Source organism: Pseudomonas sp. PDM13 (assembly GCF_025685765.1).
GTDB classification, from domain to species: Bacteria; Pseudomonadota; Gammaproteobacteria; order Pseudomonadales; family Pseudomonadaceae; genus Metapseudomonas; species Metapseudomonas solani.
This window is the reverse complement of sequence record NZ_JAOTQU010000005.1, coordinates 89,896-112,491: the sequence shown is the minus strand read 5'-3', so window position 1 is coordinate 112,491 and position 22,596 is coordinate 89,896. Positions and strand designations below refer to the sequence as shown.

The window sequence follows — 22,596 nt, the reverse complement described above, 5'->3', positions numbered from 1 at the left end:
ACAGAACTCCTGCGTTGTGCTGCCCCTCCCCCTGTCCTGTGTACCTGAGAGTTTGCGCGGCGTGGGCCGCTTGCCCCTTCGGTGGGCCGCTCGCAGGCGGCCGCTCTCCAGTTGGCGATCATGGAACCCGCAGTGACTTCTGCCTGAGCGATTATGGGAGTTTGCGCCTTCGGCGGAGGCGCATGGCGCCTCGCTCTCCTGCGGGGGCGCGGATTATAGGGGGGCTGACGAACTTGTGCGAGTGGTCAGCTTCAGTGCCCGCACCTGTCAGGTGCGGAAGGCCCCCAGCCCGCTCTTCAAGGCGCGTGCCGTTTCGCCCAGCTCGGCGGCAGAGTGGTTGATGGCGTCCACGTCCTGGCGGGTGTGTTCGAAGGCGCCGCGCATGTCGCCCAGCCGGCCGGACATATCCGCCACTGCATGCTGGATGTGCTCGCTGCTGGTCAGCGCCTGCTCGACGTTGGCGTTCACCTCGCCCATCTGCCGCACCAGGGTGTCGAGGGCCTCCAGCGCTTCGTCGGCGTTGCCCGCGAGGGCACGCGAGCGCTCGGCGGTGCTGCCCATGCGCTGGGCGATCTGACGGATGGCGCCGGTGACCTGGTCGATCACCTTGTGCGCATCGGCCAGCACGCTCTTGGTCTGCCCCGCCAGTTTGCGCACCTCGTCGGCGACCACCGCGAAGCCACGGCCCGCCTCGCCGGCGCGCGCGGCCTCGATGGCGGCGTTGAGGGCCAGCAGGTTGGTCTGCTCGGAGATGCCCGCGATCATCTGCAGCACCTGGCCGATCTGCTCGGCCTCACGGCTGAGGCCGTCGAGGTCGGTGGCCAGTTCGATGTTGGAGGACGTGCTGCCGTGCACGTCGGCGATCAGTTGCTGCAGCTCCTGGTGGGCGCGGCTGAGTTCGGCGCTGGTGCGCTCGAGGTTGCTGCGCACCGCACCGGCCAGGCTGTGGGATTGCCCGGCGGCCTGCTGGATCGACTGGCCATGCTGGTCGACGTCGGCCAGTTGGTGCGCCGCCTGCTGGATCTGCTGGGTGATGTCGTCGGCGCGGTGCAGGAAGGTTTCCGCCAACTGCTGGTTGCTGTCGGCCATGCCCAGAGCGCCGGAAAGGGTTTGCCGCAGGTCCTGCAGCAGGCCGGACAGGCGCGTACCCATCTGCCCGAGTTCGTCGTTGCTGGTGACCGAGAGAGGGTGGGACAGGTCGCGCTCCTGGGCGATCTGGTTGAGCTGCCCGGTGAGCTGGCGGATGGCGTGGACCAGCATGCGCGTGGCCAGCCAGGACAGCAGCAGGCCGATGGCCAGGGTTACCGCGCCGATCAGCAGCAGGCTGCGCAGGCTGTCGACTATGGCCTGGTCGAGGCTGCTCAGGGTGACGTCAACGCCCACCACATAGGGCTGGCCGCTGCTGGTGCGCATGGGCAGGAAGATCGAACGGAAGGTCCCGTAGCTGTCGGTGTATTCGTCGAACTGCGCCTGGTTGCTGCGCGCGGCCTGGATCACCGCCGGGCTGGCATCGGTGTACTCCTCCAGGTGCTTGGCGTAGCTGTCGCTGGCGATTTCGCTGCCGCTGGCGCCGTCGGAGAGGTAGAACACCCGGCCGCCGCTGTCGACCATCATGGTGTAGGCGAACTTCAGGTCTACCTCGCCGGCGTATTCGCCGAGGTTGCGCACCTGTTCCAGGTACTCGCCCTCGCGCAGGCCCTCGGCCGTTCGCGTGCGCTCCAGGTAGTCATTGCCCAGCAGGCGCGGCACCGCATGAGCCGCCGCGCGCAGGCGGTTGTCCATCTGCTCGCGGATGTCCAGGGACTTCACGTACTGCGCGTAGCTGATGAAGGTGGCGATGCTGATCAGGTTGACCAGGGTGAAGGCCAGCAGAATCTTGGTCTGCAGGCTGACGGAGCGCAGCGATGACATCGGTTCAGTTCCATCCGAGTGGAGATTCCAGCCATGGTCGCCACGGCTTTCTTTTGTTTCGGAATACTCTGACAGAACTTGAGGGAAATGTGATCTGGCACACAGGGTTTCCCAGCCATTTACCGGGCGCGCCGAACCCGCCGTTCGTTGGCTGCTTGGTTTCGCGCCGGGTCGCCTAGGCCCGGGTATTCGTGGTGACCAGCGGCGGCGCCACGCGCTGTGCCCGCTGGCTCAGCCAGACGCTGGCGACCACGATCAGCATGCCGGCCATCTGTGCGGGGCTCAGGTCCTGGTGCAGCAGGGCCCAGCCCAGCAGCACGGCGGTGACCGGGCTGAGCAGGCCCAGGGAGGACACCACCGAAGGCTCCAGCCGGGCGATGCCCCGGAACCACAGCAGGTAGGTGAGCGCCGCGCCGATCAACCCGAGGTAGGCGATGCCGGTGACGTTCAGCAGGGTGACCGGCGGCAGCGCCGGCTCCAGCAGCAGGGCGGCGGGCAGCAGCAACAGACCACCGGCGGTGAGTTGCCAGGCGGTGAAGGTCAGTGCGGGCACGGGCGGTTGCCAGCGGCGGCTGAGCACGGTGCCCAGGGCCATGGAGACAGCGCCACCCAGGCCGGCGGCGATGCCGATCGGGTCCAGTGTGGCCTTGGGGGTAAGCACCAGCAGGGCGACACCGAAGAGTCCGGCCAGCGCACCGATCACCGCCAGGCTGCGGATCGGCGAGCCCAGCGCCAGGCGCGCGAGAACGATGACGAACAGCGGCTGCATGGCGCCGAGGGTGGCGGCGACGCCGCCGGGCAGGCGATAGGCCGCGACGAACAGCAGGGCCCAGAACACCGAGAAGTTGAGCGCGCCGAGCAGCAGGGTGCGCGGCCACCAGACGCCGCTGGGCAGCTGGCGTACCAGGAGCAGCAGCAGGAGCCCGGCGGGCAGGGCGCGGAGCAGGGCCACCGTCAGCGGGTAGCCGGCCGGCAGCATCTGCGTGGTGACCACATAGGTGCTGCCCCAGACGGCCGGAGCGAGGGCGGTGAGCAGCAGGTCGGCATGGCGGTTCATGGTGCGTCCTCAGACCAGTTCCAGCACATCGGCCACCGGCCGGCGCGGTTTCTGCGGCCAGTTGCCGGGCTGGGCATGGCCCATGGCGACCAGCATCACGGGGATTTCATCGGCGCCGAGGCGGAACACATCGGCGACGCCCTCCGGGTCGAACCCGGTCATCGGGCTGGCGGCCAACCCCAGGGCCTGCCCGGCGAGCATTAGCGTGGAGGCGGCGAAGGTGGCGCTGCGCACCGCTTCGTCGCGCTGGGTGCGCGGCGCCCCGGCGTAGAGCCGGTCGGCCAGTGCAACCCAGGACGGCGGCATTTCGGCGGGCATGAAGCCGGCATCCACCGAACCCTGCAGGCGCTCCACCAGGGTTGCCGGCTGGGGCAGCACGCCGCAGACGATGAAGGTCACCGCCGCGTCGCAGACCTTGGGCTGGTTCCAGGCCAGTTCGCGCAGGCGCTGCTTGGCGGCGACGCTGCGCACGGCGATGAAGCGCCAGTTCTGCAGGTTGAAGGCGCTGGGTGCGCGGGTCGCCCAACTGATCAGCGCGTGGATGCTGTCATCGTCCAGCTCGCGGCTGGGATCGAAGTAGCTCACGGAGGTGCGTTGGGTGATGGCGTCGATCAGCGGCTGGTTCATGGCGGGCGTCCTTGTGTCTGTCCATGGCTGCTCGCGGAGTCGCTGCAGCCCGATGAAGAAAAGGTTAATTCACCGCCGCCGTGGCGATAATATGCGTTCCGCTGACTTCACTATTTACTGCGAGTGGCTAATCCATGGACAGGTTTACCGCGCTCACCGTCTTCCGTCATGTCGTCGACCTGGGCGGCTTCGCCGCTGCTGCCCGCCAGCTGGGGCTGTCGCCGGCGGCGGTGAGCAAGAACGTCGCCGAGCTGGAGGCGCACCTGGCGACCCGCCTGCTCAACCGCACCACCCGGCGCATGAGCCTGACCGAGGCGGGCGCCAGCTACTACGAGCAGGTGGTGCGCATCCTCGATGACCTGAAGGAGGCGGACCGCTCCATGGGGCCGATGCAAGGGGCGCCCAGCGGCACCTTGCGGGTCAGCGCGCCCATGTCCTTCACCCTGATCTGCCTGGCGGATGCCATCCCGCGCTTCCTCGCGCGCTACCCGGAGCTGTCCCTGGACCTGCAGATGGAGGACCGGCGCATCGACATCGTCAAGGAGGGCTTCGACCTGGCCATACGCGGCAGCGACCGCCTGGAGGATTCGAGCCTGGTGGCGCGCCCGGTGATGACGCTGCACCACGTGCTCTGCGGTGCGCCGGCCTATTTTGCCGAGCACGGCATCCCCGAATCCCCGGATGACCTGCCGCGTCTGGAGTGCGTGCAGTTCACCCTCTCAGGGCATGCCACCGAATGGTCATTCCAACGAGGCGGGCAGACCCATCGGGTGCCCGTGCGTGGGCGCTACAAGGTCAACTCCAGCCTGGCCCTGTGCAGTGCGTTGCGCGGCGGGCATGGCGTCAGCCTGGTGCCGGAGGTCTATGTGCGCGATGACCTGGCCCGGGGTGCCTTGCAGGCGGTGCTGGAGGATTGGGAGCCGGTGAAGACCCACGTCTATGCGATCTACCCCTCGCGCCGGCACATGCTGGCCAAGGTGCGCGCCTTCGTGGATTTCCTCGTCGAGGAATTGGGCAGTGATGCGGTGGCGGAACTCAGTTAAGGGCGTGTCCCGCGACCCCCTGCAGGCTCGCGCCGACAGGGGGCTTGATACGGGCAGTGCCCTGGTTACAGCGCCGTCTTGCAGCTCACGCCCACGGTCTTGAACGCGTTGATCACGTCCGCCGTCGGCAGGCTGCGGTTCTGCGCCGACTTGATCACGCCGCAGGCGCCCTGGTCGAAGGTGCTGGTCTCGGTCCAGTAGAAGCGGTTGGCGTCGACGAACACTTCGAAGGCCTTGCGGGTGTTCCAGCCGGTCGACTTGGCGAGCAGGTAGAAGGCGCGGTTGTACACCCCGCTGGAGTGGTGCACGTCGATGCCCTCGTAGTAGTCGCCGGCCTTGTCGATGGAGCTGCCGTCACGGCTGGGCTGGTCCATGTAGCGCAGCGAACCGTTGCCCTTGAAGATATCGGCACCCACCTTCCAGTCGTTCCGCCCCTTCATGAAGTACTCGGCGGCTTCGCCGGCCATGTCCGAGAAGGCTTCGTTCATGCCACCGGATTGCCCCTCGTAGACCAGGCCGGAGTTCAGCTCGGTAAAGCCGTGGCTGACCTCGTGGGCCGACACGTCGAGGGAAACCAGCGGGTAGAAGCGGCTCTTGCCGTCGCCGAAGGTCATGGCCTGGCCGTCCCAGAAGGCGTTCTCGTAGCCATTGCCGTAATGCACCTTCATGTACAGCTTCTTCTCGTTGAGCGGACGCAGCCCGCCGAACCAGTTGCCGTACATCTGGAACACCACGTTGCCGAAGTAGTGGGCATCGTTGAGGGGCGAGTAGGCGCCGTTGGTGAGCTTGTACTCGTTGTACGGGCAGGCGAAGCGGAAGGCTTTGACGCTGGTGTTGTTGGTGCTGTTGTTGAGGTTCACGGTGATCACGTCACCGCTATTCATCTCGCAGCGGTTGTTGACGATCAGCGGGCCGTATTGAGTGCCGTAGAGGTATTTGCCGGTCTTGGCGTTGCCGCCGGGGCCGGTGGCTTCGGCGTGGTTGAGGCCTTCCCAGCGCTGCAGGACCTGGCCGGTGTTGGCCTCGATCATGAAGTGCGGGCGGGACGGCTCGTCACCACCGACGAAGAACGACACCACGTAGGCGAGCTGCGCCTGCTGCTGCTCGTTCAGCCGTACCACCAGCTCGCTTTGCTCGTTGCTCACCGGCTGGCTGCTGGCGACCAGGGCCTTGGCCTGTTGCAGGGCCTGCTCCTTGGTCAGGGTGGGGGTGGCGTCACGCACCAGGTCCTGCTCGATGCCTACCAGCATGCGGCCGGTGCGTTTGGTGGCGCCGTTGCGGCTTTCGGTGATGGCTTCGCCCCAGACCCGCACGCCCTTGTAGTACTGCTGGTAGCGGGTGACCTGGGTGCCGTTCGGCAGCTTGGCGCTGGTGCCCTTGTCGAGCTCCTCGGCGTCCAGGCCCAGGTCGGAGTGGATGTCACTGCCACCGGCTATTCCTGCCCGTGACGGCAACTTGGCTACGTCCACCAGCTCGGCCGCGAGTCCTATCGCGGGAGAGGCGAGAGTGGCCAGGATCAGCGTTTTTCCTATGAACTTCCTTTGCATTCTGTAGCTCCTTGGTGATGGTCGGAGGGTATCTCCGTGGTGCTCCAGTGGCCTTGTGGGCGCTCTAGGAGCGAGGTATCGCCGGTGTTCGGCGGATGGCCGGTTGGGGTGGCGATAAGGAGGAAGGTATAGACGCCAGGAAGGGGATATCAACGCTCGAATGCATAAATAATCGCGATATTTGCTGCAAATTTCGGCAATAGGGCTGCTATTTGTCGTGAATTGACAGGGTGTCAATTTCTAGCCGTTGCGCTTGACCGACTGCCGGGGCGATCACGGATGGGCTCGCCGGGGAGAGTCCGGGCCGGAACTCAGGGCTGCAGGGCCCGAAAAACGGGAGGTTGTGCCGGCAACCGCAAACGGGCGCTGGCAACGGCGAAGCGGGGGAGAGGAGGAGGGGGGACGACGAAGCGAAGCCCTCGGCCTTCGGTCGGGTCACCCAAGGCCTGCGGGAGCTGCCGACGACCGGTCAGTCGGAAGATGTGCGGCGATCGTGTCGATAGAGCCAGGCGAGCGGTGGTAGCAGGGCGAGCAGGGCAAAACCGTCGACCCACAGGTGCGCCCAGATGCCCCGCTGCGCGGAGAGCAGCATGTCCTGCGGGGCCCACAGCAGGATGCCGACCATCATCCAGCCCCAGGCCGAGGCATTGCGCCGCCGGTCACCGATGCGCACCAGGGCGAACATGAACACCGCGTAGCTCTGCATCGTGGCGCCGAACAGGGCCTGCCACCACAGCTGCTGATCACGTGCGCCCTCCGGCACTGCGCCGGTCCAGAAGGCGTGCTCGACGCCCTGCTGATAGGCCTCGAACAGCGGCAGGTGGTTGAACCAGGTGAGCGCGAGGCCGGCGCAGAGATGGCCGAAGGCGGCGGCATACAGCCAATAGACGAGGAGCTGGCGGAGGCGTGCGTGCGGGGTGGTCATCGACATTCCGTGTCCTGCTGGAGCGTGGGTGGTGGCGGAGTGTAGCGACTAACCCGGGCCTTGATCAGCCCGGGAGCGCGAGCACCCCAGGCGCGCCGGGATGCCCATCGGTTGCCCCTCGATCAGGCGTCGACCACTTCACCGAAGGTGTCATAGACCCACTGCCGGCAGTTGCCGCAGGGCGGGTTGACCTTCTTGTCGGGGGTAAAGGAGGTGATCCGGTAGTGCTTGGGGTCCGCGTGCCTGGCCAGTATCTCCAGGTAGGCCTTGGCTTCCGCGCAGTTGATGAAGGCGTAGGTCTCCCCGGGGTTCAGGCCTGCCCAGGGCATGTCGTCTTCGTTGTAGCCGATCAGCGTGCCACCGGTCCGTGCATTGGCGCCGCTGCGGGTCATGATCGCCTTGCTGTGCCGGTCCTGGACCCCGGCGATGCGTATGGCCGAGCAGGTGTTGGTCGCGGTGTCGAGGCCCTTGCTCTGGGCATGCTGCAAAGCCCTGTTGTTGGTTCTCCGCGCATTCTTTTCGGCATTGCGTTGCTGCTTGGTTTTCCTTGGCATGGTGTCCCTTCCTTGATGGGGGGCTGAATTCCGTTTGCACCGGGATGGCTGGCTGCTGCTCGCCACCGGCTGCTTCTTATACCCCGAGTCATGGCGGCCTTCCGGTTTTTCTTGACGAAGTTTTCACACGTGCTTGTGCAGAGTCCGTGCGGTTCCTGCCGGTTCGCCCGGCAGCCTGTATCCGACTGATGGAGTTCTTATGCCGTCGCATGCGCGTGATCAAGGGGCCCGAAAATTCGACTGGGCCGGTCTGGGCTGGTTGTTCCTGTTCTTCTGGTGCTTCTCCGGCCTCACCCAGGTGCTGATCCTCGCCACCGATACCAGCGGCTTCACCGGCTTCCGCCAGGCCTTCCTGCTCAGCGGCCTGTGGCTGATCCCGGTGCTGCTGTTCCCGGTGCGCACCCGCACACTCGCTGCGGTGATCGGCGTGATGCTCTGGCTGGCCTCGTTGCCGGCGCTGTTCTACTTCCTGGTGTACGGCCAGGAGTTTTCCCAGAGCGTCATCTTCATCATGTTCGAGTCCAACGCCGCCGAGGCCGGCGAGTACCTGACCCAGTACATGACCTGGTGGATACCCCTGGTGCTGCTGGCCTATGCCAGCGTCGCCTGGTTGATCTGGCGTCGCCTGCGCCCGGTGTACCTGCCCCGTGGCAAGGCGCTGGCGATCAGCACGGCCTTGCTGGTGGCGCTGCTCGGCTACCCGGTGACCAAGCAGATGATGGTCAACGACAGCTTCGAGCAGGCCATGGACGGCATCGACAAGCGCCTTGAGCCGGCGGTGCCCTGGCAACTGGCGGTGGGCTACCGGCAATACCGCCAGCAGCTGTCCAACATGCAGGACCTGCTGGAAGGCAACGCCCGCATCGCGCCCCTGGCCAACCTGCACGACATCAACGGCAACCAGCCGTCGACCCTGGTGCTGGTCATCGGCGAATCCACCAACCGCCAGCGCATGAGCCTGTATGGCTACCCACGCTCGACCACGCCGAACCTCGACAGGCTGCGCGGCGAGCTGCAGGTGTTCGACAACGTGGTCACCCCGCGACCCTACACCATCGAGGCGCTGCAGCAGGTGCTGAGCTTCGCCGACGAGAGCAACCCGGACGCCTACCTGAGCAAGCCCTCGCTGCTGAACATGATGAAGCAGGCGGGCTACAAGACCTTCTGGATCACCAACCAGCAGACCCTGACCAAGCGCAACACCATGCTCACCACCTTCTCCAAGCAGGCCGACGAGCAGTTCTACCTGAACAACAACCGCAACCAGAACGCCCGCCAGTACGACGACGACGTGTTCGAGCCCTTCGCCAAGGTCCTTGCCGACCAGGCGCCGCGCAAGTTCATCGTGGTGCACCTGCTGGGCACCCACATGAGCTACCAGTACCGCTACCCGCCGGAGTACGAGCGCTTCACCGATCGCCAGGGCGTGCCGCCCAACGTCACCGACGACCAGCTGCCCACCTACAACAGCTACGACAACGCCGTGCTGTTCAACGACCACGTGGTTTCCACCCTGATCGAGCGCTTCAAGGCCACCGACCCGAACGGCTTCCTGCTCTACCTTTCCGACCACGGCGAGGCGGTGTTCGACCCCGAGCACCCGCAGGTGCTGGGGCGCAACGAGGCGGCGCCCACCGCGCCGATGTACACCATCCCCTTCATGGTCTGGACCAGCCCCGCCTGGCAGCAGAGCCACCCGCGCAATTTCGCCGGTACCTTCGACCGCCCCTTCAGCAGCGCCGGGCTGGTGCACACCTGGGCCGACCTCGCTGGCCTGCGTTTCGACACGCTCGACCCCAGCCGCAGCCTGGTCAGTGCCGACTTCAAGGCGCGCCCGTTGATGATCGGCGACCCCTACGCGCCGAAGACCATGATCGACTTCAGCCTGATCAAGCCCAAACCCAAGGCTACCGCCAAACCGGTGGAAGTGGCAAAGGAGGGCGACCAGCCCCTGCAGAGCGGCCCGCCCAGCACCCGTGGTTGAGGTGAGATAGCGTCCGGCCCCGGCCTTGACTGTGCCGGGGCGTCTGTCTGTCAGCTTTTTGCTTGGAAATCCGACGGGCCGATGGAATGGCGCCGTAGGCTGTTGCATCATTCCGCCCCTGCAACGCCTTCCCCCACTCAAGGATTTCCACATGGCCGGAGCCAGCCTGCTCACCCTGCTCGACGATATCGCCAGCGTCCTCGACGACGTTTCCCTGATGACCAAGGTCGCCGCGAAGAAAACCGCCGGCGTACTGGGGGACGACCTAGCCCTCAACGCCCAGCAGGTTTCCGGTGTGCAGGCCGAGCGCGAGCTGCCAGTGGTCTGGGCGGTGGCCAAGGGCTCGGCGGTGAACAAGGCGATCCTGGTGCCGGCCGCGCTGCTGATCAGCGCCTTCGCGCCCTGGGCGGTGACCCCGTTGTTGATGGTGGGCGGCGCCTACCTGTGCTTCGAGGGCTTCGAGAAGCTCGCCCACAAGTGGTTGCACAGCGCCGAAGAAGACGAGCAGAGCCATGCGGCCCATGTCGAGGCGCTGGCCAAGACCGACGTGGACGTGGTGGCCTTTGAGAAGGCCAAGATCAAGGGCGCCATCCGCACCGACTTCATCCTCTCCGCCGAAATCATCGCCATCACCCTGGGCACGGTCGCCGAGTCGTCCTTCGGTGTGCAGGTGGCCGTGCTGGTGGGCATCGCCGCGATCATGACCGCCGGCGTGTATGGCCTAGTGGCCGGCATCGTCAAGCTGGACGACCTGGGCCTGTACCTCAGCCGCAAGGCCAGCCAGGCCGCGCAGAGCATCGGTCGCGCCATCCTGCGTGCCGCGCCCTACATGATGAAAGGGCTGTCGGTGATCGGCACCGCCGCGATGTTCCTGGTGGGCGGCGGCATCCTCACCCACGGCATTCCTGCGGCCCATGAGCCCATCCACCACCTGGCCGAAGCTGCGGGCGCTGCAGGCGTGGTGGTGCCGACCCTGATCAACGGCGTGGTCGGCATCGTCGCCGGTGCGCTGGTGCTGGTGGTGGTGAGCCTGGCCAAGAAGCTGTTCGCCAAGGGCTGATCGCCGCCCATGAAAAACGCCCCGCCGGCATCGCCCGCGGGGCGTTTTCGTTTTCAGGGGCTCGTATTACCGCTCGGACCGTAGCCCGGGTTTCAGCCCGGGGACCTGGGCATCGCGGATGAATTCGCGGCTACAGGTCGAGTTCGGGGGATCAGGCGTTGGGCTTGAAGGCGCAGTAGCCGGGGCGCGGGCCGATCCTGGGGTGGTTGCGGCAAGTTTCCGGGCGCTTGTCGTAGATGGTGCACAGGCGCGACTTGCGGTCGAGGAAATAGCAGTCGTTGTTGGCCATGCGGGCCAGGGTGAAGATGCCCGACTTCTGGTTGAAACGTTCCACCAGGCCGTCCTTCATCAGGCGCTTGGCGATGTTCTTCGGCGGCTCGCCACGCTCGAAGTCGGCCACCAGCTCCATGCGGATCAGATCGCTGATGCGGGCCTCCACTGGCATGGTGCAGCAGCTGGAGACGCAGGCGTGGCACATGCTCTTTTCGTAACGGATCCAGGTTTCGGTGCGATCGATGTCGGCACCGACGATGAGCATGGTTTTCATGGCTTGGGCGCGGGCTTGGGGCTGGGAGGGCGCGCATCATAGCGGGATTGGCGAATTTGTGAACAGTTTGCCGCCGGCCGGCGAGACGATTTCTACTCTCTGTGCGCAATCGGGTGAATTTTCTGTGTCTGTGAGATGGCCAGCATTCGTCTGTAGGGAGTGTTCCGTTTCGCTCGATATACTGGCGCGTCGCCATTTACGCCGGGCGGCGGCGTTGAACGTGCAGGGATCTGGCGTTTCTTCTCAATCACTTGGGAATTCAGTGCATGCAATGGATCTTCATGCTGGTGGGTCTGGCCATGGGAGCGGCAGCCGGTGAATCGATCACCGGAGCCCTGCTGGGCGGCCTCCTCGGATTGGGCCTCGGACAGGCGATCCGCCTGCACGGGCTGAGTACGGAAAACGCCGCCCTGCAGAAGCAGCTGCGCGAGTTCGCGGCCCGTTTCGATGTGGGCACCCAGGCCATCCACGAGCGGCTGCTCAAGGTCGAGCGCAGCGGGGTGCAACCCGCCGCTCCCGCCGCGCCGCCCACCGAGGCGCCCGTGCCAGTGCCGGAAGCGCCCGTCGTCCATGCCCAGGCCGCCGCGCCGGAGAAGCCGGAGCAACCGGTGGACGACAGCGAGCTGGTCTGGGAACTGCCCGCGGAGCTCGAACCGGAGCCCCTGGTGGTCACCCCGCCACCGCGCCAGCCGGATGTCAGCGACTGGACCCTGGAACCCCTCCCCGAGCTCTTGGCCGAGCCGCTGCCGCCGCGCCAGCCGGAGCCCATGGTCGCCCGTGCCCCGGTTACCCCGCCCCCACCACCGCCGCCCCGCGAGCCCTCGCTGTTCGAGCGCGGCTTCGAGGCCGCGCGCAACTGGCTGTTCGGCGGCAACACCGTGCTGCGGGTCGGCGTGCTGCTGCTGTTCCTCGGCCTGGCCTTCCTCCTGCGCTACGCCACCGAAGGCATGGTGGTGCCCATCGAGGTGCGCTACGCGGGTGTCGCCGCTGCGGCCATCGCCCTGCTGGGGCTCGGCTGGTGGCTGCGCAAGCGCAACCCCAACTATGGCCTGATGCTGCAGGGTGCGGGTATTGCGGTGCTCTACCTGACGGTGTTCGCGGCGATGCGCCTGCATCCGCTGCTGGACCCGAAGATGGCGCTGATCCTGCTGATCGTGGTCACCCTCTGCTCGGCCATTCTCGCGGTGCTGCAGGATGCCCTGGGCCTGGCCGCCGCTGCGGCGCTGGGTGGCTTCGCCGCGCCGATCCTCACCTCCACCGGCAGCGGCAACCATGTCGCGCTGTTCTCCTATTTCGCCCTGCTCAACGCCGGCATCTTCGCCATCGCCTGGTTCAAGGCCTGGCGCCTGCTCAACCTGATCGGCTTCGTCGGCACCTTCGGCATCGGCTTCGCCTGGGGTCTGCGCTCCTACAAGCCCGAGCTGTTCGCCAGCACCGAGCCCTTCCTGGTGCTGTTCTTCCTCATGTACCTGGCCATCGGCCTGCTGTTCGCCCGGCGCAAGCTGCGCGAGGCGGCGGCCGCGCCGGATGGCGAGCGTGATGCGCTGCTGCGCTGGTCGGCGCGCCAGGGCGACTACATCGACGGCACCGTGCTGTTCGGCCCGCCCCTGATCGGTTTCGGCCTGCAGTACGCGGTGATCCACCACATCGAGTTCGGCGCCGCCTTCAGCGCCCTGGCCATGGGCCTGCTGTACATGTTCATCGCCCGGGTCCTGGCCGGTCGCGCACCGGGTCGCGCCTTGCTGCTGGTGGAAACCTGCATGGCCCTCGGCGTGGTGTTCGGCACCCTGGCCATTCCGCTGGGCCTGGATGCGCGCTGGACCTCCGCCGCCTGGGCCGTGGAAGGCGCCGGCATCTTCTGGCTGGGCCTGCGTCAGCGCCGGCCGCTGGCCCGTGCCTTCGCCCTGCTGTTGCAGGTGGGGGCGGCACTGGCCTTCCTCGGCAGCCTGCGCGTGGGCGTCGACAGCCTGCTGGACGGTGCGCCGCTGGGCGCGCTGATGCTCGGCGTGGCGCTGCTGTTCAGCTTCTGGCAGCTGCGCGGTGCGCAGGAGGAAGAGGCGTCCGCCTGGGAACGCAGCGGCTTGCCGGTGCTGGCCTGCAGCGGGCTGGCCTTCCTCTACCTGATCGCGCCGCTGTGCCTGCGCGCCGAAGGCACCGCCATCGTCTGGGCCCTGGCCGGCCTGGCGACCCTCTATGTCGGCCTGCGCCTGGCCTCGCGCACCTTCCTCTTCAGCGCCTTCGCCGTGCAGCTGCTCGGTGGCGCCGTGTTCCTCCTGGGCATGGACCGCAGCGGGCTGGGCAGCGGCAGTGCGCTGGGCTGGAGTGGCCTGGTCACCGCCTCGCTGATCGGCCTGGCGCTGATCGGCGGCATGCTGGTGGCGGCCCGCGACGACATGGTGCGCAACGACAAGCGCCTGCTGCACAGCATGTCCCTGGTGCTGCTGGTGGGCCTGGTGTTCATCAACCTGGCGGTGCTCTTCGTCCTGCCCTGGCGTACGGCCAGCGCGGTATGGGGCGGCAGCGGCCTGCTGATCGTCTGGCTCAGCCTGCACCTGCAACTGCGCGCCAGCTTCGTCTTCGGCCTGGCGCTGCAGGTGATCGCGGGCCTGAGCTTCCTCGCGGTGAGCCCGCTGCTGCTCGGCCAGTTGAGCACCGAGGGCTTGCGCCCGCTGGCCCATGCCGGCTTCTGGACGCCGCTGGTGCTGTCCCTGGCCGCCCTGGCCGGCGCCTGGCGCCTGCACCACGAAACCCGTCGCGAGGACCCGCGCCTGCAAGGCCTGAGCCTGGGGCACCTGTCGCAACTGCTGCTGGTGTGGAGCGCGGGCTGGTGGACCCTGACCTGGGTCGCCGAGATCGCCCGCTTCGCCGCGCCGGAACTGCAGGTCCCCCTGGTGCTGCTGGCGGCAGCGGTGACCGTGGCGCTGTGGATGCTGCTGGCGCTGCGCACCCAGTGGCGCACCCTGGCGCTGCTTTGCCTGCTGCTGGTGCCGGGTGCGCTGGTGGTGCTGATGCTTGCCTGGAACCCGCATTACCACCCGGCGGCGGACTTCGGCTGGCTGGGCTGGGGCGCGCTGTTCGCGGTGCACCTGCTGGCCCTGCGCAAGCTCCACGGCCTGTTGCCGGAGGGCCCCCGCAGCGCTGCCCACGTGCTGGGTTGCTGGTTGATCCTCGGGGTGCTGGCGCTGGAGCTGCGCTACCTGCTGATGCTGCTGTCCGAGCATTACAACGCCTGGCGCTGGCTGGGCTGGGCCTTGCTGCCGAGCCTCTACCTGCTGCTGGTCACCCGGGTGTCGCGTCTGCCCTGGCCGGTGATCGCCTTCCCGCGCGAATACCGCCTGTGGGCCGCCATGCCCCTGGCGGCGATGATGCTGGGCTGGTTCTGGGTCGCCAACGCCTGGAGCGACGGCAGTGCCGACCCGCTGCCCTACCTGCCGCTGGTCAACCCGCTGGAGCTCGGCCTGCTGTTCGCCCTGCTGGGCGTCTGGCTGTGGCTGCGCGAGAACCTCGGCGAGTTCGGTTTCGATGCCGGCATCCAGCGCCTGGCGCCGCAGCTGGTGGTGGGCGCCTCGCTGTTCGCCCTGGCCACGGCCATCGTCTTCCGCAGCGCCCACCACTGGGGCGGCGTGCCCTTCGTGCTGGATGCGCAGCTGGATTCGATGCTGGTGCAGGCCGGCCTGTCCATCGTCTGGACCAGCATCGCCCTGGGCCTGATGATCGGCGGCCACAGGCGCGTGCACCGCGAGCTGTGGCTGGTGGGCGCCGCGCTGATCGCGGTGGTGGTGGCCAAGCTGTTCTTCGTCGAACTGGGTAACCGGGGCGGCCTGGAGCGGATCATTTCCTTCATCGGCGTCGGCGTGTTGCTGCTGGTCGTCGGTTACTTCGCGCCGCTTCCGCCCAAGCGGGCGGCGCCCGAATCGGAGCAGGTCAACGCATGAGCCGTTTCCCCCTCTTGCTGAACATCTGCCTGGGCCTGCTGTGCGTGACACAGCCGGTGCAGGCCCAGGACAGCCTGGACGACTTCGCCGCCCGGGTACCGCTCAAGGTCGAGGGCAATGGCCCCTGGTACCGCGTCGACCTGCCGATGTCGCTGCATTTCCTCGCCCGTCATGCCGACCTGCGCGACCTGCGCATCTTCAACGCCGAGGGTGAGCCTTTGGCCTATGCGCTGGCCCGGGGCGAGTCCCAGGTCACCCGCAGCGAGCAGGAGCTGGAACTCAAGTGGTTCCCCCTGCGCGGCCCGGCCGATACCAGCCTGGGCGCGCCACGGGTACGGGTGGAGCGCAGTACCACCGGCACTGTGGTCGAGGTGCTGCCGGAAGACCCGGCCGCCAGCGGCGAGCGCCTGCGTGGCTGGTTGCTGGACGCCAGCGGCATGAAAGCGCCCCTGGAGAAGCTGGTGATCGACTGGAGCGAGGAGGGCGAAGGCTTCCAGCAGTTCACCATCGAGGCCAGTGACGACCTGCAGAGCTGGCAGTCCTGGGGCACCGGGCAGATCGCCCGGCTGAGCTTCGGCAACGACCATATCTACCAGCGCGAAGTGACCCTGCCCGGGCACAAGGCGCGTTACCTGCGCCTGCTCTGGCTGGACCGCGAAGCGCCCTTGCTCACCGAGGCGCGGGTCACCGGTGCACGCCAGGAAAGCAGCCCGGCGCCCATGGTCTGGTCCGACCCGATGCCCGCTGGCAGCCCGGCTGCCGGCGAGTACAGCTGGGACCTGCCCTTGCCGCTGCCGGTGGAGAGCCTGAAATTCTCCCTCGAACAGGCCAATACCCTGGCGCCGGTGCGGCTCCAGGCGCGGAGCAACGACACCGCGCAATGGCAGGCGCTGACCTCCGGGTTGCTCTACCGCCTGCCCAAGGACGGCAAGGAGGTGCTGCACGACCGGCTCGAACTGGACGGCTGGATGCCGGTGCAACACCTGAAGATGAGCGTGGACCAGCGTGCCGGCGGCTTCGGCGCCAAGGCCCCGACCCTGCAGGTGGGCATGCGCGCGCTGCAGCTGGTGTTCCTGGCCCGGGGCACGCCGCCCTACACCCTGGCCGTCGGCAAGCCCGGCGCGGCCAGCGCCGAACTGCCGTTGACCACCCTGGTGCCCGGCTACGGCCCCGGCAGCCTGGCGAAGATGGGCATCGCCCAGCCCGATGGCGATCTGCGCCTGGCCGAGGCCAAGGCGGTGGTGGTGGCCGAGGAGAAGGGCTCGGCACTGGCCTGGAAGCGCATCGGCCTGTGGGCCGTCCTGTTGCTGGGGGTGGGGCTTCTGGTGCTGATGGCGCTGAGCCTGCTGAAGGGCCAAAGCAAGGGCGCCTGAGGCCGCTCGCTGAGCGAAGTTGTCACGTAGATACTGGCTTTTTGCTGTATCTTGACGCCGTTGCGCGACAGGGGTCGCGCAACGTTCCTTTGCGTCAGGTACGGCCGGTGCTCGACTTCATTCCGCAGCTGCAAGCTGCCCGCCTCTTGGGCCAGTCCTTCTTCGGGCGGCCGGTCATTCGCCGGCTCGCCGTGGGTTGCCCGGCATGAGCATGTGCGGTGGCTCCGGCTGGGCCCTGACCACTCCCGTCCTGTTCACCGGGATGCTGAGTGTCGGCATCATGTTCCTGGCCCGCTGGATCGGCCGCCAGCGCTACTTCCCGGGCCGCGCCAGCTTCGTCGTCCTGCACGTCTGCATTCTCTGGTGGCTGACCACCGCCGGCCTCGAGCTGGCCGCCCAGGGCGCCTCGTGCAAGGTGTTCTGGGCCAGCATGGCCTGGCCGGGCATCGTCGCCGTGCCCACCCTCTGGGCGGTGTTCCTCTGGCAATACGTCAACAGCATCCGCGAGCCTCTGGCGCCGCAGCGCTACCTGCCCCTGGCGATCGCGCCGCTGGCGGCCTGGGGCCTGGCGCTGCTCAACCCCTGGCAGGCCTTCTATGGCCCGGCCACGGCGCCGGCTTCCAACCTGCCGGGTGCGCCGGTGGTGTACGAGCACGGCGTGCTGTTCCACGGCACCGCGGTGTACGTCTATGTGCTGATGCTGTTCTGCTTGGCGGTGGTGAGTCGCGCGGTGATCACCAGCCACGGCCTGCATCGCCGCCACTACCTTGCCTTCGTCGTGGTCACCTGCGTGCCCTGGGCCGCCAACATCAGCTACGTGGTGTTCGGCTGGACCCTGTTCGGCTTCGACCCGACGCCCTTCAGCTTCGCCTTCACCCTGCTGGCGTTTTCCTGGCTGATCCTCGGCGTGCGCCTGTTCGACCTGCTGCCGGTGGCGCGCCACCTGTTGCTGGAGGAGCTGCCCGATCCGGTGCTGGTGATCGATGCCAAGGGCCGCGTGATCGAGGCCAACCCCGCCGCGCTGCGCCTGGCGGGCTTGCGTAACGGCTGGCAGGGCAGGGCGCTGCTGGGCTGGCCGGTGATCGGCGTCGAACTGCACGGCCTGCTGCAGGCGCAGGCCAGTGGCGAGCCGATGCTGACCCTGGGCGAGCCGCCGCGCTACTTCGAGGTGCGCGCCCGGGCCATCGAGCGGGTCACCCGCACCGGCAGCCATGTGTTGGGGCGGATGGTCTACCTGCGCGAAGTGACCGAGCGCCACCGCAGCGAGCTGCAGCTGGCCGAGGCCCTGGCCCTGAGCGAGCAACGCCTGCTCACCATCTCCAGCCTGCACGAGCAGTTGCAGGAGCAGGCCCTCTGCGACCCGCTCACCGGGCTCTACAACCGCCGCTACCTCAACGAATTCTTCGCCCGCGAGCAGGCCCGCAGCCTCCGCGAGGAAACCCCCATCGCCCTGGCGCTGATCGACCTGGATCACTTCAAGCAGCTCAACGACCGCCACGGCCACCTTGTGGGCGACGATGTGCTCAAGGGCGTCGCCGGCTTCCTGGAATGCAGCCTGCGCAGCACCGACGCGGTGTTCCGCATCGGCGGCGAGGAGTTCCTGCTGATCCTCCCGGGTGCCGACAGCGAAGAGGCGCGCCTACGCCTGGAAGCCATCCGTCGCGAACTGGCCGATACCGGCCTGGCGACCCGTGGCGGCGAGCTGCACGTGACCCTGTCCGCCGGCCTGGCCATCTGGCCCAGCCAGGGGCAGAGCCTCGACGAGCTGCTGCAGGTGGCCGATGCCGCGCTCTACGACGCCAAGCGCAACGGCCGCAACCAGGTCTGCGCGCTGGCCCGGGTGAGTCTCTGAGCCGCCGCTGAACCAGTTGGCGTTTGCTGCGTCAGATGATTCTGCGTGCCGCCCAGAAGGCCTCCGGCGCCTCTGCTCCGGGCATTGCAGAAGGCTGCCGAGCGGCTTGCAGCATTGCGGCGCGAGTCGCGCTAAACTGCGCGCGTTTTTACTTCCCCTCCGGAGCCTCTTCCATGTCCCGCGTAACCCTGAGTCGCTATCTGATCGAGCAGACCCGTAGCCACAACACCCCTGCCGATCTGCGCTTCCTCATCGAGATCGTGGCGCGTGCGTGCAAGGAAATCAGCCATGCCGTTTCCAAGGGCGCCCTCGGCGGCGTGCTCGGCAGCATGGGCACCGAGAACGTACAGGGCGAGGTACAGAAGAAGCTCGACGTGCTCTCCAACGAAATCCTCCTGGAAGCCAACGAGTGGGGCGGCCACCTGGCCGGCATGGCCTCCGAAGAGATGGACAACGCCTACCAGATCCCCGGCAAGTACCCCAAGGGTGCGTACCTGCTGGTGTTCGACCCGCTGGACGGCTCCTCCAACATCGACGTCAACGTCTCGGTCGGCACCATCTTCTCGGTGCTGCGCTGCCCGGACGAGTACCTCTCCCAGAACGACAGCCTCAACGAGCAGGCCTTCCTGCAACCGGGCACCAAGCAGGTGGCCGCCGGCTACGCCATCTACGGCCCGCAGACCATGCTGCTGCTGACCCTGGGCGACGGCGTCAAGGGCTTCACCCTGGACCGCGAGCTGGGCAGCTTCGTACTGACCCACGACGACATCCGCGTGCCCACCGCCACCGCCGAATTCGCCATCAACATGTCCAACCAGCGTCACTGGGAAGCCCCGGTCAAGCGCTACGTGGACGAGCTGCTGGCCGGCAAGGAAGGCCCGCTGGGCAAGAACTACAACATGCGCTGGATCGCCTCCATGGTGGCCGACGTGCACCGCATCCTCACCCGTGGCGGCCTGTTCATGTACCCCTGGGACGCCCGTGAGCCGGAGAAGCCCGGCAAGCTGCGCCTGATGTACGAAGCCAACCCGATGTCCTTCATCATCGAGCAGGCCGGCGGCGCCTCCACCGATGGCCGCCAGCGCATCCTCGACATCCAGCCCACCTCCCTGCACCAGCGCGTGCCGGTGTTCCTGGGCTCCAAGGAAGAAGTCGAGCGCGTTACCGGCTACCACCAGGAATAAGCCGTGCAGCCCTGGCAGCCGTTGCTCGACTGGTGGTTCGGCGATTTCGCCGACGCCGCCGAGACGGCTGCCGCGCGCCAGGGCCTGTGGTTCGGCAAGCGCGACAGCCAGGACGAACACGCCCGCCAGTGCTTCGGCACCCAGGTGGAGCAGGCGCTGGACGGCGGCCTGGCCGACTGGGCAGAGCAGCCCGAGGGCTGGCTGGCGCTGATCCTGCTGCTGGACCAGCTGCCGCGCATGCTCTTCCGTGACCAGCCCCGCGCCTTTGCCGGCGACACCCGTGCCCTGGCACTGGTGCGCGACGGCATCGCCCGTGGCCTGGATGCGCAGCTCGCGCCGATCCGCCGGGTGTTCATCGAGATCGTCTTCGAGCACGCCGAGGACCTGGCTACCCAGGAACTGGCCGTTCAGCGCTACACCGCCCTGCGTGATGCCGTTTCCCCCGCCGAGCGCGAGCTGTTCGACGGCTTCCTCGACTACGCCGTGCGCCACCACGCGGTGATCGCCCGCTTCGGCCGCTTCCCCCATCGCAATGCCATCCTCGGCCGTGCCTCCAGCGTCGAGGAAGCCGCTTTCCTCAAGGAACCCGGCTCGCGCTTCTGACTCCAATGGGCATTCCCCGTGGCGCTGTGCCAAGCTTGCCGCGGTATTCCCCACACCACGGAGTCATTCATGCAACTGCGCATCCTCGCCCTGCTGTCCGTCTGCGTCGCGCTCGTCGCCTGCAACAAGATCAACCAGGAGAACTATTCGAAGATCAAGGCCGGCATGGCCAAGGCCGAGGTCGAGCAGATCATCGGCGAACCCACCGAGTGCTCCGGCGCCGTGGGCCTGACCAGTTGCACCTGGGGTGACCAGAAGGCCTTCATCAGCATCCAGTTCGCTGGCGACAAGGTGATGATGTACCAGGGGCAGGGCCTTAAATGACCCGCCTGGCGCTGCTGCTCGGCGCGGTGCTGCTGGCCGGTTGCGCCGGCTCCGGCGAGCCCGCCGCGCCACCGCGCACGGTGGGTTCGGTGGATCTGGAGCGCTACCAGGGCACCTGGTACGAACTGGCGCGGTTGCCGATGTTCTTCCAGCGCCATTGCGCACAATCCGAAGCCCACTACAGCCTGCAGCCGGGTGGCACGGTGGGCGTGCTCAACCGTTGCCGCACCGCCGAAGGGGAATGGAAGGAAGCCCAGGGCCAGGCCGTGCCCCAGGTCGAGGGGCAGACGGACAAGCTCTGGGTGCGCTTCGACAACTGGTTCAGCCGCCTGGCGCCGGACCTCACCAAGGGCCAGTACTGGGTGCTCTACCTGGATGACGGTTACCAGACCGCGCTGGTGGGCCACCCGGACCGCACCTACCTCTGGTTGCTGTCACGCACCCCCGAGGTGCCGGAACACACTCGCGCGCACCTGCTGAAGCTGGCCCGCGACCAGGGTTACGACACCGATGGCCTGATCTGGCGTACGCCGGACGACAAGATGCCGCGCTGATCCCCTAGCCCAGCAGGGATCGCAACACGCCGGCGAACTCCCGCGCCGTCGCCTCTTCCTCGGGGTGACGGCCGTCCCGCACCACCCAGCGACCCGCCACCATCACATCACGCACTTGGCGATCACCGCCGGCGAACAGCCAGCGGTTGAGCAGCGCGTCGTCCTGGGCGGTGGCGAGGTAGGGGTCGTTGCCGTCCAGCACCAGCCAGTCCGCACGCTGGCCTGCTGCCAGGGCGCCGGTGGGCTGGCCCAGGGCCTGGGCGCCACCGCTCAGCGCCGCCTGGTAGAGGGCGTCGCCTACGCGGGGCTGATTCGCCTGGTGCAGGCGGTTGCGGCGCTGGTCGCGCAGGCGCTGGCCGTATTCCAGCCAGCGCAGCTCTTCCACCGGGCTGACCGACACATGGCTGTCGGAGCCGATGCCGAAGCGCCCGCCCTGGGCCAGGTAGTCCACCGCCGGGAAGATGCCGTCGCCCAGGTTGGCTTCGGTGGTCAGGCACAGGCCGGCCACCGCTCCGCTGCGGGCCATCGCCTCGACCTCGTCGGGTTCCGCGTGGGTGGCGTGGACCAGGCACCAGCGCGGGTCCACATCGACGTTGTCGTACAGCCATTGCAGGGGGCGGCGGCCGCTCCAGGCGAGGCAGTCGTCCACTTCCTTGCGCTGCTCGGCGATGTGGATGTGGATGGGCGCGTCGCCCGGGTCCGCCGCCAGCACGGCCTCGATCTGCTCCGGTGTCACCGCCCGCAGCGAGTGGAAGCAGGTGCCCAGCACCTGCCCGGCGGGCAGTGCTGCGCGCAGGCGCTGCTGCAGGGCGAGGTAGCCGTCGGTGGAGTTGATGAAGCGGCGCTGGCCCTCGTTGGGCGCCTGGCCGCCGAAGCCGGCGTGGCTGTAGAGCACCGGCAGCAGGGTCAGGCCGATGCCGGTGCGGCTGGCGGCCTGGCTGATGCGCAGGGCCAGCTCCGCCGGGTCGGCATAGGGGCGGCCGTCGCGGTCGTGGTGCAGGTAATGGAATTCGGCGACGCCGGTGAAGCCGGCCTTGAGCATCTCGATGTAGAGCTGGCGGGCGATCACCTCCACCTGCTCCGGCTCCATGCGACCCACCAGGCGGTACATCAGGTCGCGCCAGGTCCAGAAGCTGTCGTTGGGGTCGCCCGCCACCTCGGCCAGGCCGGCCATGGCGCGCTGGAAAGCGTGGGAATGCAGGTTGGGCATGCCCGGCACCACCGGGCCGTTCAGACGCTCGGCGTCATCGGCCGTGGCGCCTGCTTCCACGCGGCTCAGGCGGCCATCCGCGGCCACCTCGAAACGGACGTCCCTGGCCCAGCCCTGGGGCAACAGGGCTCGTTCGGTGAAGAAGGCTGGCATGATTGGCGACCTGCGAGGGTTGTTATTTGTATATACATATACAGACGTATATCGAGACCGTAAACTCGCCCTGTTCCCCGGCCGACCAGCCGAGCGTGCCGCCAAGGAGTGTTCCCGTGCCCAATCCGCCTGTCGATATCCCGTCCTTCGCCG

At 67.6% G+C, this 22,596-nt stretch carries 18 protein-coding genes and 1 riboswitch; of the genes, 10 read left to right on the top strand and 8 right to left on the bottom strand.

All coding sequences use genetic code 11. From position 1 onward, the window contains the following. Positions 1–120: 120 nt before the first annotated feature. Positions 121–211: riboswitch (glycine riboswitch) on the bottom strand. Positions 212–267: 56 nt separating this feature from the next. The 3 genes from OEJ36_RS07350 to OEJ36_RS07340 form a co-directional block, all read right to left on the bottom strand. Next, on the bottom strand, positions 268–1,911 hold the full coding sequence (locus OEJ36_RS07350; protein ID WP_263400941.1) for a methyl-accepting chemotaxis protein: 1,644 nt from the start codon (positions 1,909–1,911) through the stop codon (positions 268–270). A 175-nt stretch (positions 1,912–2,086) separates the two neighbouring features. After that, complete coding sequence (locus OEJ36_RS07345; protein ID WP_263400940.1) at positions 2,087–2,968, bottom strand: EamA family transporter; 882 nt, start codon at positions 2,966–2,968, stop codon at positions 2,087–2,089. Between the two features lie 9 nt (positions 2,969–2,977). Next, positions 2,978–3,595, bottom strand: coding sequence for a nitroreductase family protein (locus tag OEJ36_RS07340; protein WP_263400939.1), 618 nt, complete (start codon positions 3,593–3,595; stop codon positions 2,978–2,980). A 134-nt stretch (positions 3,596–3,729) separates the two neighbouring features. On the opposite strand from OEJ36_RS07340, the gene OEJ36_RS07335 reads away from it, so the two are divergent. Next, positions 3,730–4,638 carry a LysR family transcriptional regulator gene (locus tag OEJ36_RS07335; protein WP_263400938.1) on the top strand — a complete coding sequence of 303 codons (909 nt, stop codon included), beginning with the start codon at positions 3,730–3,732 and terminating at the stop codon, positions 4,636–4,638. Between the two features lie 65 nt (positions 4,639–4,703). Here OEJ36_RS07335 and OEJ36_RS07330 read toward each other — a convergent pair whose 3' ends face one another. The 3 genes from OEJ36_RS07330 to OEJ36_RS07320 form a co-directional block, all read right to left on the bottom strand. Next, complete coding sequence (locus OEJ36_RS07330; protein WP_317891566.1) at positions 4,704–6,185, bottom strand: M4 family metallopeptidase; 1,482 nt, start codon at positions 6,183–6,185, stop codon at positions 4,704–4,706. 469 nt (positions 6,186–6,654) lie between these two features. After that, positions 6,655–7,110, bottom strand: a complete 456-nt coding sequence (locus OEJ36_RS07325) for a cell division protein (RefSeq protein WP_263401056.1) — start codon at positions 7,108–7,110, stop codon at positions 6,655–6,657. Positions 7,111–7,232: 122 nt separating this feature from the next. After that, positions 7,233–7,664: a hypothetical protein gene (locus tag OEJ36_RS07320; RefSeq protein ID WP_263400937.1), complete on the bottom strand. Its 432-nt coding sequence runs from the start codon at positions 7,662–7,664 to the stop codon at positions 7,233–7,235. 199 nt (positions 7,665–7,863) lie between these two features. On the opposite strand from OEJ36_RS07320, the gene OEJ36_RS07315 reads away from it, so the two are divergent. Then, on the top strand, positions 7,864–9,648 hold the full coding sequence (locus OEJ36_RS07315) for a phosphoethanolamine transferase CptA (RefSeq protein WP_263400936.1): 1,785 nt from the start codon (positions 7,864–7,866) through the stop codon (positions 9,646–9,648). A gap of 151 nt (positions 9,649–9,799) precedes the next feature. After that, entirely contained in the window at positions 9,800–10,708 is a 909-nt protein-coding gene (locus OEJ36_RS07310) for a DUF808 domain-containing protein (RefSeq protein WP_263400935.1), read from the top strand. 151 nt (positions 10,709–10,859) lie between these two features. Here the strand turns inward: OEJ36_RS07310 and OEJ36_RS07305 are convergent, their stop codons facing one another. After that, entirely contained in the window at positions 10,860–11,255 is a 396-nt protein-coding gene (locus OEJ36_RS07305; protein ID WP_043240585.1) for a YkgJ family cysteine cluster protein, read from the bottom strand. A gap of 299 nt (positions 11,256–11,554) precedes the next feature. On the opposite strand from OEJ36_RS07305, the gene OEJ36_RS07300 reads away from it, so the two are divergent. The 7 genes from OEJ36_RS07300 to OEJ36_RS07270 all read left to right on the top strand — a co-directional run bounded on the left by OEJ36_RS07300 (position 11,555) and on the right by OEJ36_RS07270 (position 21,080). Next, a complete protein-coding gene (locus OEJ36_RS07300; protein ID WP_411860978.1) occupies positions 11,555–15,190 on the top strand; it encodes a DUF2339 domain-containing protein in 3,636 nt (1,211 codons plus the stop codon). Next, positions 15,187–16,563 carry a DUF3999 domain-containing protein gene (locus OEJ36_RS07295; protein ID WP_263400933.1) on the top strand — a complete coding sequence of 459 codons (1,377 nt, stop codon included), beginning with the start codon at positions 15,187–15,189 and terminating at the stop codon, positions 16,561–16,563. The genes OEJ36_RS07300 and OEJ36_RS07295 overlap by 4 nt, the downstream gene beginning before the upstream one ends. Positions 16,564–16,768: 205 nt before the next feature. After that, positions 16,769–18,415: a histidine kinase N-terminal 7TM domain-containing protein gene (locus OEJ36_RS07290; protein ID WP_263400932.1), complete on the top strand. Its 1,647-nt coding sequence runs from the start codon at positions 16,769–16,771 to the stop codon at positions 18,413–18,415. Between the two features lie 173 nt (positions 18,416–18,588). Beyond that, the gene (locus OEJ36_RS07285; RefSeq protein ID WP_021221208.1) at positions 18,589–19,599 is read left to right on the top strand and encodes a class 1 fructose-bisphosphatase; all 1,011 of its coding nucleotides are present in this window, start codon (positions 18,589–18,591) and stop codon (positions 19,597–19,599) included. 3 nt (positions 19,600–19,602) lie between these two features. Continuing rightward, positions 19,603–20,202, top strand: a complete 600-nt coding sequence (locus OEJ36_RS07280) for a DUF924 family protein (protein ID WP_263400931.1) — start codon at positions 19,603–19,605, stop codon at positions 20,200–20,202. A 69-nt stretch (positions 20,203–20,271) separates the two neighbouring features. Then, positions 20,272–20,526, top strand: coding sequence for a hypothetical protein (locus tag OEJ36_RS07275; protein WP_021221206.1), 255 nt, complete (start codon positions 20,272–20,274; stop codon positions 20,524–20,526). After that, positions 20,523–21,080 (top strand): lipocalin family protein, encoded by a 558-nt coding sequence (locus tag OEJ36_RS07270; RefSeq protein ID WP_263400930.1) that lies wholly within the window; start codon positions 20,523–20,525, stop codon positions 21,078–21,080. The genes OEJ36_RS07275 and OEJ36_RS07270 overlap by 4 nt, the downstream gene beginning before the upstream one ends. Positions 21,081–21,084: 4 nt before the next feature. Here the strand turns inward: OEJ36_RS07270 and OEJ36_RS07265 are convergent, their stop codons facing one another. Beyond that, entirely contained in the window at positions 21,085–22,443 is a 1,359-nt protein-coding gene (locus tag OEJ36_RS07265; protein ID WP_263400929.1) for a formimidoylglutamate deiminase, read from the bottom strand. Between the last annotated feature and the right edge of the window lie 153 nt (positions 22,444–22,596).